The sequence below is a fragment of the Fretibacterium sp. genome, from assembly GCF_057312375.1.
In genome coordinates this window covers 55,226-73,272 of the sequence record NZ_DBHLDX010000002.1, presented here as the reverse complement: position 1 = coordinate 73,272, position 18,047 = coordinate 55,226, and the positions used below count along the sequence as shown (strand labels likewise).

The window sequence follows — 18,047 nt, the reverse complement described above, 5'->3', positions numbered from 1 at the left end:
TTTCTCCCTAGCAGGCACTCTGTATATCAAGCCCGATCACGCGGACCTCAGGTTCGAGGCGGACCCCCGTCCTTGCAAGCACCGTCGCCTGACAAAGCTGCATCAACGACAGGACGTCGGACGCCGTCGCGCGCCCCTCGTTCACGATAAAATTCGCGTGACGCTCGGACACCCTCGCTCCTCCGACGGACATCCCCTTGCAGCCGCACCGATCGAGCAGACGCCCGGCGCTCTCGCCGGGGGGGTTCTTAAAGCTGCACCCCGCGCTGCGGGCCCCGATGGGCTGCGCGCTTCGCGCCTCACGAAAACGAGCCAGCTCCGACTCGATCCGTTCCCTTCCCGCTGGATGAAGGAGCATCCGGCAGCCCAGGAAGACCCGGCCGGCCTGAGTCAGCGAAAAGCTGCGATAGGCAGCGACGAACTCTCCCTCCTGCCACTCCCTCAAGGAGCCGTCCCGCTCAAGGGACGTCACCGCGGTCATGAACTCCCCCACGCTTCGTCCTCCGGCTCCAACGCTGCCGGCGATGGCACCACCCACCGTACCGGGGATCCCGGCGACGAACTCCAAGCCGCCGAGGCCTTGCCGCACCGCCTCGGTGAGCACGGCGGAGAGCGGATGTCCGGCCTGCGCCTCCACGACCGCCTCCCCCTCCGGCGCCCTGCGCCAGACGGCCCCGTTCCACTTTCGCATGGAGAGGACTACGCCGGGGATCAACCCATCGGCGAACAGGACGTTGCTCCCCCCTCCCAGCGCGTGAACCGAAACCCCAAAACGGGCGCTCGTCCGGCAGACGGCCTGGAGGTCCTCAAGGCGGGAGGGCTCGACGTAGTACTCTGCGCTCCCTCCAACGCCGAGCGTGGTGAGCGGCGCCAGGGGCCTCTGCCGCTCCACGGGACAGCTTAAACTTCTCTCCAGCTCATCCGCAAACATTCCCGCTCCTCATTCACAAAAGACATTATATCCTAGTCGGTCGAATCGGGGCGCAACAATCGTGCGAATCGGCCACAAACTCTCCCGTAGAACGCGGAGGTTCGCCCTGAATGCGTCATGGGTCAGCCCTTGTTCCAGTTCCCCAATCCTTCGAGGAATCGTTCGCCCACTTGAAAGACGTTTCCCGCGCCCATCGTGAGCACCAGGTCCCCATCCCGCGAAAGCGCCTGCACCGCCCTCAGCGCGTCGTCCTCGTCCCTGCAGAAGGCGATGCTCTTCCCCGCCCTCCGGAGCTTCTCGACGATCGCCTCGGCCGAGACCTGCAGGGGGGGCTCCCCCGCGCTGTAGATGGGCAGCAGGAGGATCTCGTCCGCCCCGGCCAGGGCTGCCGTCAGGGGCTCCACCAAGGCCGCCGTTCGCGTGTAGCGGTGCGGCTGGTAGAGCAGCAGGATCCGCCGGTCAGGGTATATCCCCCGAAGTGCGGCCAGCGTTGCGGCGATCTCCGTCGGGTGGTGGGCGTAGTCGTCGATGACGGTGACTCCGCCGAGGGTCCCCTTCGTCTGAAGGCGCCGCGCCGCCCCGTGAAAGTCCCTCAGGGTCGCTGCAGCCTCCTCGAAGGGGACCCCCAGGACATCTGCCGCGGCCAACGCAGCCAGCGCGTTCAGGACGTTGTGCTCCCCCGAAACGGAGAGCTCAAGGGGACCAAGGGGCGTTCCCTTGCGGCACACGCTGCAGGACATCCCCCCGGCCGCCCTGGGGACGAGGTCGAAGGCCCCCCAGTCCCAGGACCTCCCCCAGCCGTAGCGCAGGATCGGGCCCTGCACCCCCTCAAGCATCCGCTGGGCTCCCTCGTCCTCGGCGCAGACGATGAGCGGTGCCCCCGCCTTGCGCCCCGAGGCAAAGCGCGCAAAGGCCTGGACGACGTCCTCAAGGGAGGGGAAGTGGTTCACGTGGTCCCAATCGACGTTGGTGACGATGGAAACGGCGGGTCGAAAGAGCTCAAAGGAGCCGTCGCTCTCGTCCAGCTCCGCCAGAAAGAGGCGTCCCTCTCCCAGGAGGGCGCTCGTCCCCATATCCCGCATCTGAGCTCCCACGTAGAGGGTGGGGGCGAGGCCGGCGCGGGACAGGATGAGGCTGAGCATGGACGAGGTCGTCGTCTTCCCGTGCGTTCCGGCCACCCCCACGCCCGAAGCTGCGTTGAAGAGCCAGCTCAGCGCCCTGCCCCGTCCGACGGTCCGGACCCCTCGCGCTCTCGCGGCCTCAAGCTCATCGCAGGCTTCGTCGACGGCGCTGGAGTAGATCAAGAGCTGGGGGTCGAAGCGCTCGACGTGGTCGCGCGAGTGCCCCAGCATGCACTCCATCCCCAGGGCTTCCAGCTCCTGAACCGAGGCCCCTCGGCTCAGGTCGCAGCCGCTGACCTGAAACCCCATCCCGGAAAGCAGCTTCGCGAGGGACGCCATCCCCGCCCCTCCCATGCCCATGAGGTGGACCCTTTCCACTCCCTCAAGTTCTGTCACCATATCAAGAACGCCTTTCTTTACAGCTCACTTGAACGCCCGGCAATCGCCATCAAAGTCCTGCGGCCCGTGCGATCGCCACCGACGCGGCGTCCTCGCCCACAGGGACCGAAGCCCTGCCGCGCTCCAGAAGGTCCTCGATCACGCCCGCAAGGGGCAGGGCATCCCCCTCCCTCCAGAGGACGCCTCCCCCCGCCTCGACGAAAGAAAGGGCGTTGCGCGCCTGGTGCCCGTCTGCGGCCTGCATCCAGGGGACGGCCACTGTGGGGAGGCCCCACCTCAGGGCCTCCGCCAGGGTGGAGGCACCCGCACGGCAGATCAGCGCATCGCAGAGCGAGTAGAGGGGGTCCACGTCCCATCGGCGCCCGACGAAGTGGACGCCCTCTCGGACGGCTCCCACGGGAGCATCCCCCAGGAGGACGAACTCCACGGGCACAGCTCGGCCTTCAAGGGCACCCGCAGCCCTCAGCGCTTCCTTGAGCAGCGCGGCGCTGCCCAGGGAGCCGCTGATGACCCCGACGACACGGGCCCCCTCCTTGAGCGACAGGCCAAGCCGCCGCTCCGCCTCCGCACGGGACAGACGGTGCGGCGTTCTGACGGGGATCCCTGTCAGAACGTGAGGGCCATGAAGGCCCAGACACTCCTCCCATCCGGCGGCGATCACCGCCCCCAGCCTGGAGGCCAGCCGCGTCACCCGGCCCGCTACGGCGTTCTGCTCGTGGAACACCACCGGGATCCCGCGGAGGTGGCAGAGCAGGAGCGGGGCAAAGGAAACGTAGCCGCCAAACAGGAAAGCGGTCTGAGGGCGCACCTCGGCCAGGCAACGCGAAACCTCCCTGAAGGAGGAGATCAGGGCGAGGGAACGCCTCAGGACCTTCAGCGGGGACCGGACGCCGAGGGGGGACCCCTCCAGGGAAAGCCGGATGGGAGTCACGCCGGCGGCGGCGTAGATCTCCGCCTCAAGGGGCCTGGAGCCCGACAGGTAGGAAACCGCCGCGCCGCGGTGCCCCTCAAGCCACCGCCCGAAGACGAGGGCTGGAAAGATGTGCCCTCCCGTCCCACCGGCGACGATCAACACGCTCTTCGCGTCTCCCCCGTTCCTTGCACACATCAAACGCCCGCCTCCATCAGCTCTCCCGCCGCGCCTGACGTCCCGACACCTCAGGAAGCTCTTCCATCCCCAGTTCCCGACCGCGCAGCGTTCGATCGACCGCCATCAAGACCCCCACCTTTGCCCACATGAAGAGCAGCGAGCTCCCTCCGGCGCTGATGAAGGGGAGTGGAACCCCCGCCAGCGGCATCAGCTTCATCACGCCACCCAGGTTCAGGAACATGGGGCACACCACCGACGCCGCCATCCCCAGGGCGAGCAGGGAAAGAAAGGGGTCCTCGCTCCGCCGGTAGATCCGGTACGCCCTCCAGGTCCACAGCGCGTACAGCGCAAGGAGGAAGGCCGTCCCCAATAGGCCGAACTCCTCCCCTATCGCAGGAAAGACGTAGTCCGTCTGCGCCTCCGGGAGGTAGCGGTCCTCCTGCAGCCCCTTTCCGATCCCCACGCCCGTAAGGCCGCCGTTGGCAAAGGCCACGAGCCCCTGAATGATCTGAAATCCCTTGCCGGTGGGGTCGGACCATGGGTCCCAAAACGCATAAAATCGCCTCATGCGATAGGGTGCCTGCCAGATCAGGAACGCAATCAGGAAAAAAGCCAGGATGCCCCCCAGCACGGGGTACTTCCACCCCCGACTCTCCACGTGCATCAGGCAACAAACCCCGATCACCACAAGCGCCCCTCCCAGGTTGGGCTGCAGCATGAGGGGAAGCACCGAGAGGAAGATCACCAAAAGCGTCGGGCGCACAAAGGCATCAAGCCCCTCCCGGCGCGACGCCGTCATCCGATCGGCGAGAAAGATGGGCATGGTGAAGAGGAGGACCTCAAGGGGCTGAAAGTTGAAGCCCAAGAGGCTGATCCAACGGCGCGCTCCGCCGGCCCTCAGCCCCAGGCCGGGGATCAGGGTGCCCCACAGGAGCGCAAGGGACACCAACCAGAGAAGCCCACAGTGCCGACGCAATGCCTGAGGCGAAAACATGACGCAGCAGACCATGGCCGTCATTCCAAGGCCCAGAAACTGAAACTGTTTCAACGGAAGGGCGTAGGGGTTACCGCCCGTCATGCTGTTGCGCAGGGAGAGGGACGCGATCATCACCAACCCGCAGAGGCTCAGGATCATGGGGATGCCCCAGATCAGGAACGTCCCCCTCTGCCTCAGTCCCTTCCCGTCGTCGTTCGGCTTCAATTCGGCTCCTGCAGGCCGCGGACGATGGAGCAGAAGTGGTCCCCCCTCTGCCCGTAGTTCTCGTACATGTCCCAGCTGGTGCAGGCTGGGGAGAGCAGGACCGTCATCCCGGGACGGGCCAGGGCTCGGGCCTTTCCGACGGCATCCTCCATATCCTGCGCCAGGGTCACCGCCGTGAAGCCCGCTCCCTTCAGCGCCGCCGCGATCGCATCCCGCTCCTCCCCCAAGAGGACGGCGGCGTCCGCTTCCCGCAAGACACCCTTCGCAAGCTCCGCGTAATCCTCCCCCTTCCCGCGACCTCCCAGGATGACGACCTTCCGGCCGGGGAGGGCGGTCATGGCCGTCACCGAAGCGGCGATGTTCGTCCCCTTGGAGTCGTCCACGTACAGGACGCCATCGACGACTCCAGCCCGTTCACAGCGGTGGGGCAGCGGGAAGAAACCCTTCAGAAGCGTTGCCGCGTCCTCCTCCAGGCCGAGGAGGCGGAGGGCAGCCATGCTCATGGCCACGTTCTCCAGGTTGTGACCCCCAAGGAGCGTGGTCTCCGAGTACCGAAAGAGCGGCGCCTGCTCCCCCTTCAGGCGCAGCGTCGCCCCCTCCTCTCCCATGAAGATGTGTCCCGCCATCTCGTGCTCTGGCCTCTCCTCCCAGCTCAGGGTGATGACGAGCTCCTCTCCCTCGGCCTTCAGGGCCTCTACGTCGCGGTCCTGCACGATCCCCCACCCAGAAGGGGCGCGCAGCGACAGTATCTTCGCCTTCGCCGCAACGTAGGCCTCGTAGCTGCCGTGCCAGTTGAGGTGGTCCGGGGCAAGGTTGGTGACGATGGAAACGCAGGAGGAAAGCGTGTGGGCCCACTCCAGCTGAAAGCTGCTGAGCTCCAGGACCACGGCGTCGAACTCCCTGCCCGCAAAGACCGAGGCTGCCCTGCCCAGGTTCCCTCCGACGGCGACGTTGCGATGCGCAGCGTTCAACATGTGCCCGATCAGGGCGGTCACGGTGCTCTTGCCGTTGCTCCCCGTGACGCCGATCAGCTTGCCTCGAAGCTGCGGGATCACGAAGTCCAGCTCTCCAATGAGGGGCGTCCCACGCTTTCGGGCCGACAGGACCACCTCGGAGGTCGGCGGGATGCCAGAGCTGAGCAGCATGGCGTCCGCCTCAAAGGCCCGCTCCGTGTGCCCGTTCTCCTCCCAGGCGATCCCGTTCCGTGAGAAGAGCTCCGCGACCTCTGCGGACACCCCCTTTTGTTCCGTCACGAAGACCCGCGCCCCGATGCGGGCAGCCAGCAGCGCAAGCTCCCGCCCGCTCACCCCGGCGCCCACGACCGTCAGGCGCTTGCCCTTCCAATCGGAAGAATCCTGCAATTGCTGCAACTGATTATCCATCACGACAGAAAATTCACCTCTCGTGCGCCGCGCTGCCGCGGCATCAAAAAACAATCGAAAACCGCTCTTCTTTCGGCAAATCCTCCGGAGCGGCTCGTTTTGCAACCCTGCCGGCAGCCGCTAACCCTCGCCCCCGATGCAGAGCAGGAGCAGCGAAAGCCACGCGGTTCCGACGGCCTGAACGAGCCAGAAGCGCGTCGTCACGAGGCTCTCATCCCAACCCATCCGCTGAAAATGGTGGTGGAGGGGCGCCATCAGGAACACGCGCCGGTTCAGTTTGCGGATCGTGAAGATCTGGATGGCCGACGTGAGCATCTCGATCCCAAACAGGAACCCCACCGGGAGCAGGGCCAGCAGCCGACCGTTCGTCACGCAGAGCCCGGCCAGAGCGCCGCCGAGAAAGTGCGCCCCCGTGTCCCCCATGAACGTGCGCGCCGGGCGCAGGTTGAAGAACATGAAGCCGGCGGTCATGAAGAACAGCATGGACACCGTCGCGACGTTGAACTCGGACGCCGGGATCAGAAGGGGCAGGGCCGCCAGGGAGATCATCGTACACCCTCCCGCCAGGCCGTCGAGGCCGTCCGTTATGTTGACCGCGTTCAGCATCCCCACGCACCCGATGAAGATCAGGGGGGCCAGGAGCGGCCAACCGAGGTCGAGTCCCGGCCAAAGGCCCGCGCGTCCCGTCAGAAAGACCAACAGGACCCACAGGCCGCAGACGACGAGCTGTACCTTGAGCTTCGTCATGCTGCGTAAGCCCTCGCTGGAACGGCTGAAGAACTTCAACCCGTCGTCCAGGAGGCCAATAAAACCTCCCGCCAGGGGAAGGGACCAGAAAGTCAGCGACTCGACGCCCCAGGTCAAGGCCAGGCCCAGCAGTGCCAACACCAAGAACACCGCGCCGCCCATCGACGGCGTAGCGGCCTTGACCTCCACGTCGATGCCCACCCCGTAGCTCTTCTGCGCCTGCGTCAGACTGACGCGCCGCTGAATGTGAAGCCAGACGTACTGCAGAACGAGGCTGAGGCAGAAGAAGGCCATCCCCCACAAGGCCGCCCGCGTCATGAGGCGGCTCCCCCATGCTCCACAGCGAGGCTCTGCACGACGTTCTGAAGGCCGAGGCTGTTCGACCCCTTGACCAGGAGGCCCGTCCACGACGTCCCGGCGGCGATCTGGAGCGCTTCCTGCCAATCCCGAACGAAAGCGAACCCCGGACGCTCCGACAGCGCGCTCCTCCAGGCGTCCCCCACCAGGACCACGCTCTCCAAACCATTCAAAAGGGGCTCCAGCGCTCGGTGATAGTGGAGCGTTTCCCGTCCCATCTCCCGCATCTCTCCCAGGATCGCCATCTTTCCCTCGACCTGCAGTCCCCCAAAGGTCGCTAAAGACGCCCGCATCGACGCGGGGTTCGCGTTGTAGGCGTCGTCCACCAAAAACCTCCTGCCGCCGTCCAGCGACAGTATCCTGCCCCGCCCCTCAAGGGGCTGAAAGCCCCTCAACGCCTCCGCGCACTCCGCAAGCTCGATCCCCTTGAGCCCGCCGAACGCCGCGGCAAAGGCGAGGGGCAGCGCGAGGTGCGTCCCCCAGACCCCGGCGCTGAAGCGCGCCGTCGCCCCGTCCCGGTTTCTCAGGTGAAAGGTGAGCTCCGGCCGATTGCCCCGCATCTCAAAACGGGGGGCCTCGATGCAACAATCGGCTCCGTCGCCTCCTATCGAGAGCGTTTCCGCCATCCCCCCCACGCCCAAGGCCGCACCGCGCAGGGGAAGGCAGTCGAAGTTGTAGAGGAAACGCCTCAGCCGCGGGGAGCGGACGATCTCCATTTTACCCCTAAGCACCCCTTCCAGGGAACCGAATCCCTCAAGGTGAACGGGAGCCACTTGAGTGATCGCGGCCGAGGTCGGCGGAAAGAGGTTCGTCAATTCCAGGATCTCCCCCGGCTTGTTGGCGCCAAACTCCAGGAGCAGCACCTCCGCGTCCTGCGGCATGGCGAGGACCGTGCAGGCGCACCCGATCCTCGTGTTCAGGCTGCGGGTAGCGGCGTGCAACCTGAATCGCCCTCTCAGCACCTGCTGGAGGGCTGCGCGGGTGGTGGTCTTTCCCACGCTCCCCGTGACGGCGACCACCTCAGGGACCTCCAGGTGCCTCAGGTAGGCCGAGGCCAGCCGGGCCAGGTCCTGCTCCGGCTCCTCCAACTCAACGCAGGGAACGGACAGCTCGTCGGGCCTCTTCCCCCGGCGGACGACGATCAGCCCCGCCCCCCGCTCCAGGGCCTGGGGGACGTACCGGTGGCCGTCCACGCGCTCTCCCTCCAGGGCGACGAAGGCCCCACCGGGCTCCACGCAGCGGCTGTCCGTCGCGACGTGGGCCGGGAAGGGGCGGCCTGCGGCCTCCTCCGGCAGGGACTTGCCGATGAGGGCGAACATCTCCCCAAGCGACGGCCTCTCCTTCAACGACTTCAACGACTTCAACGACGGACGCCCCCTCTCAAGCCCGAAGCCACGCCTGCACCGTTTCAGCGTCGTTGTAGGGCGTCCTCTTGCCGCACCTCTCCAGGTATCGCTCCGGCCCCTTCCCCGACACCGTCAGGACGTCGCCCCCCGACAACCGTTCAAGTCCGCGGCGCACCGCCTCCCCGCGGTCCAGGATCACCTCGTGGGACGCTCCGTCCCGAACCTCTGCGATCCCCGCCTCGATCTCGCCCGCGATCTTTGCGGGGTCCTCGTCCCGCGGGTTGTCCATCGTCACGATCACGTGGTCCGCCAGCTCGCCTGCGACGCGGCCCAGGGCGGGGCGGTTTAAGGGGTAACGCCCGCCGCCGTGTCCGAAGACCGATATCACCCGCCCCTTCGTCAGGGCTCGCACCGTGGTCAGGAGGCTCTTGAGGGCGGCCGGAGTGTGCGCGAAGTCGACGAAGCAGCAGGCCCCGTTGGGCAGCACGTAGCGTTCAAGGCGCCCCGGTACCTGCGGGGTGAGGGCGACCCCGCGGACGATGGCCTCATCGCTGACCCGGCCGCGCAGAGCCGTGACCGCGCAGAGGACGTTCCAGACGTTAAACTCCCCGGACAGGGGGCTCATCAAATCCAGCGGACTCAAGCCGCGCATCTCCACGCGCATCTCCGTCCCCTGGAGGGAGGTGCTCCACCGGCTCACGCGGGCAAACGTGTCCTCCGCCGCCATGGAGAAGCCCCTGAGGTGCTCCGGCGCCTCCTCCAGGAGCCGCCGCCCGTAGGGGTCGTCCCCGTTGACCGCCCCCAGGAAACCGGGCTTCACATATCGGGTGAACAGCAGGCGCTTGGCCTGAAAGTAGTCCTCCATCTCCTTGTGAAAGTCGAGGTGCTCCGGGTTGAGATTGGTGAAAATAGGGACGTCGTAGCTCGCGCCCCGCAGCCGTCCCAGGGTGAGCCCGTGGGACGAGGTCTCCATGACGCAGGCCGCGCACCGGTTCCGTACCATGTCCGCAAGCCGGCGCTGGACGACGCAGCTCTCCGGCGTCGTGCGGGTCGCATCGCGCTCCACAGCGCCGTCGCTCTCCACGATGGTCCCCAAAAGCCCCGTTCGGATGCCCGCCGCCTGCAGGATGCTGCGCAAAATGTAGGTCGTCGTGGTCTTGCCGTTGGTTCCCGTCACGCCGACCATCAGGAGCTTCTCCGCGGGCCTGTCGTAGACGGCTGCCGCAGCGTCCCCCATGACGTCTCGCACCGACGGGACGACGATCGCGGGCAGGCCGACGCCAGGGTCCCGTTCGCAGAGCAGGGCCAGGGCCCCTCGTTCCCTGGCCTCCGCAGCGTAGTCGTGGCCGTCGCTTTTCTCACCGCGGATACAGCAGAAGAGGGTGCCCTCGCTCACCTGGCGACTGTCCGACGCCACGTCGCCGATCGACGGGTCCTCCGCTGCGTTTCTGACTTCAAGGGACGGCGTCCGCCCTCGAATCGCGGCGAGGACCTCGGATAGTTTTATGCTCATAGGGACCCCTTCCTTTGTGCGTAATATTCGAGTTCCGCCATCTCCTCGACGATGGCCCGAAAGGGAGGCGCCGCAAGCTCGCCGCCGTAGTAGCGTCCCCCGGTCGGCTCCCCGATGACGAGGAGCATGAGGTACTTCGGGTCCTCGTAGGGCCAGAAGCCGATGAAGGAGGCCACGTACCGGTGGCGGCTGTACTTTCCGCCCTCCGGCACCTGAGCGGTGCCCGTCTTCCCCGCCAGCCGGGTGACCTTCGTTTCGGCCCTCTTGCCGGTGCCCTCGACGACGGCGTCCCGCATCGCCTTTCGCAGCCACCTTGCGGTCTCCGGCGTCAGCACCTCGCGCAGAACGAGGGGCGAGCCCTCGTAGACCGTTTCCCCTACGGCGTTGGTCGCCTTCTTCACGATGTAGGGGCTCATCAGCCTGCCGCCGTTGACGATGGCGGCCGTCGCATTGATCAGCTGCAGCGGGGTCACCGCCAGCCCCTGGCCGATCGCGATGTTGGCGGGCACGACGCCGCGCCACTGTTCTGGAAAGGGGACGATGCCCTCCGCCGCCGCCGGCAGTTCGATGTCGCTCTCCTGCCCGAACCCCATGGCCCTGAGGTTCTCGTACATCTTCGCCTTCTCCGCCCGAATCCCGATCTGCGCCATGCCCACGTTGGAGGACTTGATGATCAGGTGGGCGGTGTCGATCCTCCCCATGGCCTTGGAAGCGGCCTCGGCCACGTACCCGTCCGCCACCTTCAGCCGCGCCGGGCAGTTGAACGTCTCGTTCGTCCGGGCCCAGCCGTTCTCCAGCGCGATCCCCATGACGAGCGGCTTGAGGGTGGACCCCGGCTCGTAGCCCCGACTGATCGCGTTGTTCGCGAGGACCTCCGGAGCCAGGCTCCTTCGATCGCCCGGGTCGAAGGGAGGCCAGCTGGCCATGGAGAGGATCGCCCCCGTCCACGGGTCCATGCAGACGGCAGCCGCCCATTTGGCGCCGTTGTCCTTCGCCGTCTTGAAGAGGTGCTTCTCGACGACGTACTGCATCCTGCTGTCAACGGTCAGGGTCACCACGGGCGTCGTGCGCCTTTGCCTCGATACGTCGTTGACGAGGACGGCGGACTGAGCGCCCGGCCGGCGGACCAGGATGCGGTACCCCGGCGGGTTGTAGAGCGTGGAGTCCCAGGCCTGCTCGATCCCCGCAAGCCCCCGGTTGTCGATGTCGCAAAAACCCAGAACGTGAGCCAGGAGGGACTGGTTGGGATACCTTCGGTCCTGCTCTCCGATGTCGAGCAGCGCCCTCAGGTTGAGCGCCCGCAGTTCCGCCCCCTCTTTCGGGGACACCTTTCGGCGCAGCCACATGAATTGAGAATCCCCCGCCTGTGCCAGCCGCGACAGGAGGTCCTCGGACAGCGCCCCCTGCAACGTCAGCGCCTCCTCGGAGGTGAGCAGGCTGGGGTCCACGGCAAAACTCGACACGGGCTCGGAGATCACGAGGGCGTTCTCCCGTTCGTCTTGGATGATCCCCCGGTCCGCCCGCATGGGGACTCGCCGCCAGTATTGGTGCTGGGACTGCTGGATGATGCGCGGGTTCGGGAAACAGTGACGCTCGATCAGCGTCCCTCCCATCAGAAGGTACAGGACGGCGAACGGGAACCAGGGGCTGATCAGATGCCGTTTCCGCAACGTTCTTCCACCTTGGAGGCTAGGACTCGCGCAGGACGGCCCCGCGTCACCGTCGCTCCCCGCCCCAGAGCCAGGCCAAGCTGGCGCGCCACCCGGCGTCGTCGGGACCGGGCGCGAGCCTTCCCGCGGCGGCCAGCCGTTCCTGAGGCCCGACCGACAACGCCTCGACCCGCAGCACCTTCTGCATCCCCAGGCGCTCCTTGCAGTAGGTGTAGATATTGATCGGAGCGACGAGAGCAGACAGTTCCTGCTGCAGCCGAGTTTCCTCCGCAACGTACTGCTGTATGGATTCGTTGATGGAATCGAGTTGATAGGCCAGGCGCGCCGCGTGGAAGCGCAGGAAACCAAGAAGGGCGATGAGGAGGAGCCCTCCTCCCGCCCACAGGATCAACGCGATCCCTCGCCTCGAAGAACGATCCCTTACCTTCTGCATACGAGATTCCGCCCCACTTTCATCCCTGTATCGTCTGCGGTCAACGTCCCTGGCCCGCTCTCCACGCGCTCGGGCTGCGTCCACCGCACTCATCTTCCCTGAATCGACTCGTAAGCCGGACGTTCCCTGCGGCGGGAAACTACCCGCCCCGCAAAAAGCGAAAGGCCCGAAGCTTTGCGCTCCTCGACCGGTAGTTGCGCGCCCGCTCCTCCTCTTGGGGCAGGAGCGGATGCCGCGTCAGTGCGCGGCCCAGCCCCTCCTCCTTCTCCCAGCTCCGAAAGCGGCGCTTCACGATCCGGTCCTCCAGCGAGTGGTAGGACACCACCACCGCCACGCATCCCTCTCCCGCCAAAGCCGGCAGGGCCGCCAGCATGGACTCGATCGCCGAAAGCTCGTCGTTCACGAAGATGCGCAGCGCCTGAAACACCCTCCGCGCGGGATGGGTCCCCATCTTCCTTTGAACGGGGGCCGGCAGGACCTCCCGGATCAGGGCCACCAGCTCCCCCGTCGTCTCAAGCCGCAGCCCCCTGGCCCGACGCTGGATCACGCCGGCGGCAATGCGGCGGGAGTGACGCTCATCGCCGTACTCCCAGAAGATCCGCGCCAACTCGTCGGCGCTCAGGCCGTTCAGCACCTCCGCGGCGCTGGGGGCTCCTCCGCCTGGGTCCATCCTCATGTCCAGCGGGCCGTCCTGCTGAAACGAGAAGCCCCGCGCAGCCTCCGTCAGCTGCAGGTTGGAGACGCCGAGGTCGAACACGAACGCATCGAAGGGCGCCTCCCCGCCCAACGCCCCTGCGATGTCCCCAAAGTTGGCGTGTACGGCGCAAAAGCGCGGCGCAAAAGCGGCCAGGCGCTCCTGCGCCAGGCGCAGCGCATCCGGGTCGCGGTCCACCCCCCAGACCCGCCCATCGGGGAAGGCCCGGAGGATCGCCTCCGAATAGCCGCCCAGCCCCAGGGTGCCGTCCACGATTCGCGGCGCCCTGCGCAGCCCCTCGCTCAGGAAGGAAAGGACCTCCGACAACAGGACCGGCTCATGCGTCTCCATTCATTTCCCCTCCCGCGAGCTCCTGCAGAGCGTCAAACCCCGCCTGGCAGTACTCCGCCCAGGCGGTGCGATCCCAGACCTCCGCGTGGTCGTTCACGCCGTTGACCACCAGTTCCTGCCGGATCCCGGCGTAGTCGCGCAGCACCGCCGGCAGCAGGATTCGCCCTGCCCCATCCGGGGCCAGATCGTGGGCGCTCGCCAGCACGATCCGCTGAAGCCGGCGGGCCTTGGCGCTGCTCATGAAGGACTCCGCATCCATCCACCGAATGAGCCTTTCCCACTCCGCTTGAGAATAGAGGGAGACGCAGCGCTCCATCCCGAAGGCCGCGATCACCGTCTCGCCCAGTTCATCCCGAAACTTCGCAGGAAGCACCAAGCGGGACTTTGCATCCAGGCGATGTTCAAAGGTCCCCATCAGCACCCTGGACCGTCTCCTTCCCCTCGACGTTTCTCCCTCTTTCTACCACTACGCACCACTTTATTACACTCAGGACCACTTTATCACGTAGTTGAAATAACTTAAGAGCCCTAAGGCTTAATAATGCTAATTCCAAAGTCCCCTTCGGGGAAGGAGGCCTCATTGTGAACGCGGCCGCGGCCTTTGCCCCGCGACGACCGCAGAGCCCGCAAAACCGAGGACGTGGTATACTTACGTCACGGGAAGAAGATTTCTTTTTGGGGGTACGGCTTGTGAATTGGTCAACGTTGCTGCGCGTCGCCGGGGGGGTCGGGCTGTTCCTTTACGGCATCAAGCTCATGAGCGAAGCCCTTCAGTTCATCGCGGGCGACCGAATGCGCCACCTGATAGGGACCCTGACGAAGACGCCCCTCCGGGGGATATTCGTCGGCATCCTCGTCACGATCCTGATCCAGAGCAGCAGCGGAACCACGGTGATGACCGTCAGTTTCGTCAACGCGGGGCTGATGACCCTGAAGCAGGCCATCGGCATCATCATGGGGGCCAACATCGGGACGACGATCACCGCCCAGATCATCGCCTTCAGCATCCAGGACATGGCGCTGCCCTTCGTCGCCGTCGGCGTGGCGATGGTCATCTTCGGGCGAACCAAAAAACTGCGCTACTTCGGCAACGGCGTCGTCGGCCTGGGGCTCCTCTTCATGGGGATGCAGACGATGGAGGCCGCCACCTCCTTCATGGCGTCGCGGGGGGACCTGCTCCTGTCCCTCAGCCGCAGTCCCATCCTGGGCGTGGCTGCAGGCGCGCTCATCACCATGATCGTCCAGTCGAGCGCCGCCACCATCGGCCTGACCATGGCCATGGCCTCCCAGGGGCTCATCGGCATCGACGCGGCCATCCCCATCATCCTGGGCGACAACATCGGCACCACCATCACGGCCGTCTTGGCGTCCATCGGGACGAACCGCTCCGCCAAGCAGGCGGCGGCGGCCCACGTGCTCTTCAACTTCCTGGGCGTCGTCATCTTCCTCCTCTTTCTGCCGCTCTACAGGGCTCTGGTCCTCCGCTCCGCCTCGGACGTGGGACGCCAGATTGCGAACGCGCACACCATCTTCAACGTCGTCAACACCTTCCTGTTCTTTCCCTTCGTCTCCGTCTTCGCCCGCATGATCGAAAGGGTCATCCCCGAGCAGGGCGCCAATCACGCGGGGCACGCCCTCTACCTGGACCCCAAGCTCATCGCCGCCTCCGCCACGGCGGCGGTCGAGGCGGTCAAGGACGAGCTTCTGCGCATGGGGAGCATCGCGCAGGGGATGCTTGCCATCGCGCGGAACGCCTACGTGCCGGGCGCCCGCGTCGCCGAGCTGACCGAGGAGTTCGCCTCCAGGGAGAGGCAGGTCAACGCGATCAACCGGGCCGTCGCCTCCTACGCCTCTGAGATCTGGCAGAAGGGCGTGTCCGCCGACATCTCCACCGTCCTGGGGTGCTACGTCAACGCGGCCGCGGACCTCGAGCGCATCGGCGACCACGTGGAGAACCTGATGGAGCTGGCGGAGCTGTTGAACGGCTACCTCTCGCAGTCCGCCCTGACGGAGTTCGGGAGCATGCTGGACACGGCCGATCTGGCCCTCTCCACGGCCCTCTCCTCCATCAAAAACGAGGACGTCTCCCAGGCGGATCGCGTCATCAACGACCTTGAGAACCGAATCGACGATCAGGAGAGGCAGTACCGCAAAAATCACATCGAGCGCCTGAACCGCGGCCTGTGTGACCCGGAAAGGGGCGTGGACTTCATCGACCTCCTCGGCAACCTGGAGCGCATCGGGGATCACAGCCACAACATCGCCTACTACACCCACGACATCGTCAAACTCTCGGCCGCCCCCGTCCATCCGGCCCAGTACGCCGGCTCTACGCTGTCCTGAACCATGCTGAAGGCATTCCCTGTCAAGAAGGTCCTGCTGTCCCTGGGGCTCTTCCTGCTGGCCGGAGCGGCGGCCCTTGCCGCGCTCTGGCAGAGCATCCCCCTCGACCTGCAGCGCTTCGACTCCCCCAGCGCCTCCCCCGCGCTCTTCGACTGCGAGGGGAAACTCTTTCACCTTCGCCTCTCGTCCGAATCGGAGTGGCGCCTCCCCATCCCCCTCGCTGAGATGGGACCATGGCTTCCCCGCATCGCCGTGGGGGTCGAGGACGGACGATTCTACAGCCATCGGGGCATCGACCTGATGGCCATCGCGCGGGCGGCCGCCCAGAACGCGATGGCGCGCCGGGTCGTCTCGGGCGCGTCCACCATCACGAGCCAGCTCATTCGCCTTGCCGTCTCGGAGCGCGAGACCGCGGAGGGGGCCTCCAGCCTAGTGCGCCGGCCCCGCACCCTCGCCACGAAGGTGAGGGAGTTCATCCTGGCGCTGAAGCTGGAGCGCGTCCTCTCCAAGGAACAGATCCTCGAGCGCTACCTCAACCTCGCCCCCTTCGGCGGGAACATCCGGGGCGTTCAGGCGGCGTCCCTGATCTACTTCGGGAAGCCCGCCTTCAGGCTCTCCCCCAGCGAGGCATGTCTCATGATCGGCATGTTGAAGGGTCCGACGCTCTACCGCCCCGACACGAGGCCCGCGGCCGCGCGGGAGCGGAGGGACGCCATCATCCGCCTCATGGAGCGGAAGGGGGTGTTCACCAGGGAGGCGGCGGAACGCGCCCTCCTGGAGGAGCTGCCCCGGAGCCGGACGGCGCCGCCGCTTCGGGCCTGGCACTTCGCGGAGATGGTCCTCGGCAGCCGGCCGGGAATGGAGGGAAGCGTCGTGACCTCCCTGAGGCTGGACCTTCAGACGCGGCTCGAGTCCATCCTGAAACAGGCAACCCGCGAGCTTCCCCAGGACATCACGCTGGCCGCCGGCGTCGTGGAGAACAGCACTGCACGCCTCGTCGCCTGGGTCGGCAACGCCCGGTTCGGCGGCAGGGGTACGGGAGCCTGGGTGGACTGCGGGCTGGGGCTCCGCTCCCCCGGCTCGACCCTGAAGCCCTTTGCCTACCTCTCAGCCATCGACCAGGGGCTCCTGACCCCTGCCTCTCTCCTGGCGGACTCCGCCATGGCCTTTTCGGGACGCGCACCGCGCAACTTCGACCTGCACTACCGCGGGGCCGTGAGCGTTCGGACGGCCCTCTCCGAGTCCCTCAACGCCTCAGCCGTCCGGGTTCTGAGGATGGCGGGCCCTAATCGCGTCCTGCATCTGATGCGGGAGGCCGGGCTGCGACACCTGTCGCAGTCTGCCGCGCACTACGGCGACTCCCTCATCCTGGGCGGCTGTGACGTCACCCTCATGGAGGAGCTGGAGGCCTTCACGGCCCTGGCATCGCTGGGACGGCACCGTTCCCTCTCCCTGCTGAAGGACGACGCTCAGGTTCCGGAGACGCGCATCGCGTCGGAGGCAGCCTGTTGGATCGTCTGTGACATCCTCAACCATCGCGGGCCTCTCTCCACCCTCCCCAAGGGGACCCTGGGGGTGCGATGGCAGGCGGCCCTGAAGACGGGGACCTCCTACGGCCTGCGGGACGCCTGGACCGCCGCCTGGACCCCAGACTTTACGACCGTGGTCTGGATCGGCAGGCCCACCGGGGAGTCCTGGCCGGGGCTTGTCGGCATCAGGGCAGCAGCCCCCGTCGCCATGCGCATCCTGCGGGCCGTTTCCCCTAACTCCGGGTGGTACGACAAACCCGACGCCCTGGCGCTGCGCAGGGTCTGCTCGCTCTCGGGCCAGCCCCCAACGGCGGCCTGTCCCTCCACTCAGCTCGACTGGTTCATCGAGTCCGTCACGCGCACCGTCCCCTGCCCCCTTCACACCATCAAGGCAGGGCAGACAGCCCTCCTCCTCCCGCCGGAACTCAGCGCTCCGGACACGCCGCTCAGCCGCATCAAGCGGAGCGCCGAGCTGAAGATCGTTTCGCCCATCTCTGGCGCCACCTACTTTACCGCTCCATTCGACCGCGAAAGGCGGATCCCCATGAGGGCAGAGGGAGGGGTTGAGCGCGTCCATTGGTATTTGGACGGGCAGTACATGGGTTCTTCAAATCCCCGAGAGACGTTCTTCCACGGCGTTCCGGACGGACGACACGTGATCGGAGCCGCGGACGAGGCGGGACGAAGCAGCGTGACGGAGGTTTCTGTCGTGACCCCAGGAAAAAGACAAAACGCGCCGGCGCCACGGCTGAATTAGCTCGCAAACACGAACCGGGACGCTGACGCGGCACTCGCGTTAGATCGCATTAGAAAGCGCGCAGCGCGCTGGAGTAATCTACATTTTTAAGGAGGTCTTTACATGAAAGACAGGGAAAGAACGCACAAGGAAGTCGGTTTGGTCGGCGCAGTCCTCATCCTCCTGATGATCCTCTTCATCATG

Annotated in this window: 14 protein-coding genes; 2 read left to right on the top strand and 12 right to left on the bottom strand. The window is 66.3% G+C overall.

The window, feature by feature from the left end; all coding sequences use genetic code 11:
- Nucleotides 1–7: 7 nt before the first annotated feature.
- The 12 genes from murB to mraZ all read right to left on the bottom strand — a co-directional run bounded on the left by murB (nucleotide 8) and on the right by mraZ (nucleotide 13,650).
- Nucleotides 8–931 carry a UDP-N-acetylmuramate dehydrogenase gene (murB, locus tag ACO41U_RS00935; RefSeq protein ID WP_298782065.1) on the bottom strand — a complete coding sequence of 308 codons (924 nt, stop codon included), beginning with the start codon at nucleotides 929–931 and terminating at the stop codon, nucleotides 8–10.
- A gap of 122 nt (nucleotides 932–1,053) precedes the next feature.
- A complete protein-coding gene (gene murC, locus ACO41U_RS00930; RefSeq protein WP_485941096.1) occupies nucleotides 1,054–2,451 on the bottom strand; it encodes a UDP-N-acetylmuramate--L-alanine ligase in 1,398 nt (465 codons plus the stop codon).
- A 49-nt stretch (nucleotides 2,452–2,500) separates the two neighbouring features.
- Nucleotides 2,501–3,559 carry a UDP-N-acetylglucosamine--N-acetylmuramyl-(pentapeptide) pyrophosphoryl-undecaprenol N-acetylglucosamine transferase gene (locus ACO41U_RS00925; protein ID WP_485941095.1) on the bottom strand — a complete coding sequence of 353 codons (1,059 nt, stop codon included), beginning with the start codon at nucleotides 3,557–3,559 and terminating at the stop codon, nucleotides 2,501–2,503.
- 16 nt (nucleotides 3,560–3,575) lie between these two features.
- On the bottom strand, nucleotides 3,576–4,742 hold the full coding sequence (locus ACO41U_RS00920) for an FtsW/RodA/SpoVE family cell cycle protein (RefSeq protein WP_298782071.1): 1,167 nt from the start codon (nucleotides 4,740–4,742) through the stop codon (nucleotides 3,576–3,578).
- Nucleotides 4,739–6,124, bottom strand: a complete 1,386-nt coding sequence (murD, locus tag ACO41U_RS00915; protein ID WP_485941094.1) for a UDP-N-acetylmuramoyl-L-alanine--D-glutamate ligase — start codon at nucleotides 6,122–6,124, stop codon at nucleotides 4,739–4,741. The genes ACO41U_RS00920 and murD overlap by 4 nt, the downstream gene beginning before the upstream one ends.
- Nucleotides 6,125–6,244: 120 nt before the next feature.
- Nucleotides 6,245–7,189 (bottom strand): MraY family glycosyltransferase, encoded by a 945-nt coding sequence (locus tag ACO41U_RS00910; protein WP_298782076.1) that lies wholly within the window; start codon nucleotides 7,187–7,189, stop codon nucleotides 6,245–6,247.
- A complete protein-coding gene (locus ACO41U_RS00905; protein ID WP_485941093.1) occupies nucleotides 7,186–8,592 on the bottom strand; it encodes a UDP-N-acetylmuramoyl-tripeptide--D-alanyl-D-alanine ligase in 1,407 nt (468 codons plus the stop codon). Before ACO41U_RS00905 ends, ACO41U_RS00910 begins: the two co-directional genes overlap by 4 nt.
- Before the next feature lie 16 nt (nucleotides 8,593–8,608).
- Nucleotides 8,609–10,087 (bottom strand): UDP-N-acetylmuramoyl-L-alanyl-D-glutamate--2,6-diaminopimelate ligase, encoded by a 1,479-nt coding sequence (locus ACO41U_RS00900; protein ID WP_485941092.1) that lies wholly within the window; start codon nucleotides 10,085–10,087, stop codon nucleotides 8,609–8,611.
- Entirely contained in the window at nucleotides 10,084–11,757 is a 1,674-nt protein-coding gene (locus ACO41U_RS00895; RefSeq protein ID WP_298782082.1) for a peptidoglycan D,D-transpeptidase FtsI family protein, read from the bottom strand. The genes ACO41U_RS00900 and ACO41U_RS00895 overlap by 4 nt, the downstream gene beginning before the upstream one ends.
- Nucleotides 11,758–11,803: 46 nt before the next feature.
- Nucleotides 11,804–12,190 carry a hypothetical protein gene (locus tag ACO41U_RS00890; RefSeq protein WP_298782084.1) on the bottom strand — a complete coding sequence of 129 codons (387 nt, stop codon included), beginning with the start codon at nucleotides 12,188–12,190 and terminating at the stop codon, nucleotides 11,804–11,806.
- 139 nt (nucleotides 12,191–12,329) lie between these two features.
- Nucleotides 12,330–13,235, bottom strand: coding sequence for a 16S rRNA (cytosine(1402)-N(4))-methyltransferase RsmH (rsmH, locus tag ACO41U_RS00885; RefSeq protein ID WP_485941091.1), 906 nt, complete (start codon nucleotides 13,233–13,235; stop codon nucleotides 12,330–12,332).
- Nucleotides 13,222–13,650, bottom strand: coding sequence for a division/cell wall cluster transcriptional repressor MraZ (mraZ, locus tag ACO41U_RS00880; RefSeq protein ID WP_485941111.1), 429 nt, complete (start codon nucleotides 13,648–13,650; stop codon nucleotides 13,222–13,224). The genes rsmH and mraZ overlap by 14 nt, the downstream gene beginning before the upstream one ends.
- Nucleotides 13,651–13,925: 275 nt before the next feature.
- On the opposite strand from mraZ, the gene ACO41U_RS00875 reads away from it, so the two are divergent.
- Both ACO41U_RS00875 and pbpC read left to right on the top strand, forming a co-directional pair.
- A complete protein-coding gene (locus ACO41U_RS00875; RefSeq protein WP_485941090.1) occupies nucleotides 13,926–15,578 on the top strand; it encodes a Na/Pi cotransporter family protein in 1,653 nt (550 codons plus the stop codon).
- A 3-nt stretch (nucleotides 15,579–15,581) separates the two neighbouring features.
- On the top strand, nucleotides 15,582–17,864 hold the full coding sequence (pbpC, locus tag ACO41U_RS00870) for a penicillin-binding protein 1C (RefSeq protein WP_485941089.1): 2,283 nt from the start codon (nucleotides 15,582–15,584) through the stop codon (nucleotides 17,862–17,864).
- The last annotated feature ends 183 nt before the right edge of the window (nucleotides 17,865–18,047 follow it).

Coding starts and splice junctions, on each gene's coding strand:
- ACO41U_RS00910 (WP_298782076.1), bottom strand. CDS start 7,189: ATGACGCGGGCGGCCTTGTGGGGGATGGCCTTCTTCTGCCTCAGCCTC.
- mraZ (WP_485941111.1), bottom strand. CDS start 13,650: ATGGGGACCTTTGAACATCGCCTGGATGCAAAGTCCCGCTTGGTGCTT.
- ACO41U_RS00890 (WP_298782084.1), bottom strand. CDS start 12,190: ATGCAGAAGGTAAGGGATCGTTCTTCGAGGCGAGGGATCGCGTTGATC.
- ACO41U_RS00900 (WP_485941092.1), bottom strand. CDS start 10,087: ATGAGCATAAAACTATCCGAGGTCCTCGCCGCGATTCGAGGGCGGACG.
- ACO41U_RS00925 (WP_485941095.1), bottom strand. CDS start 3,559: ATGTGTGCAAGGAACGGGGGAGACGCGAAGAGCGTGTTGATCGTCGCC.
- pbpC (WP_485941089.1), top strand. CDS start 15,582: ATGCTGAAGGCATTCCCTGTCAAGAAGGTCCTGCTGTCCCTGGGGCTC.
- murD (WP_485941094.1), bottom strand. CDS start 6,124: ATGGATAATCAGTTGCAGCAATTGCAGGATTCTTCCGATTGGAAGGGC.
- murB (WP_298782065.1), bottom strand. CDS start 931: ATGTTTGCGGATGAGCTGGAGAGAAGTTTAAGCTGTCCCGTGGAGCGG.
- murC (WP_485941096.1), bottom strand. CDS start 2,451: ATGGTGACAGAACTTGAGGGAGTGGAAAGGGTCCACCTCATGGGCATG.
- rsmH (WP_485941091.1), bottom strand. CDS start 13,235: ATGGAGACGCATGAGCCGGTCCTGTTGTCGGAGGTCCTTTCCTTCCTG.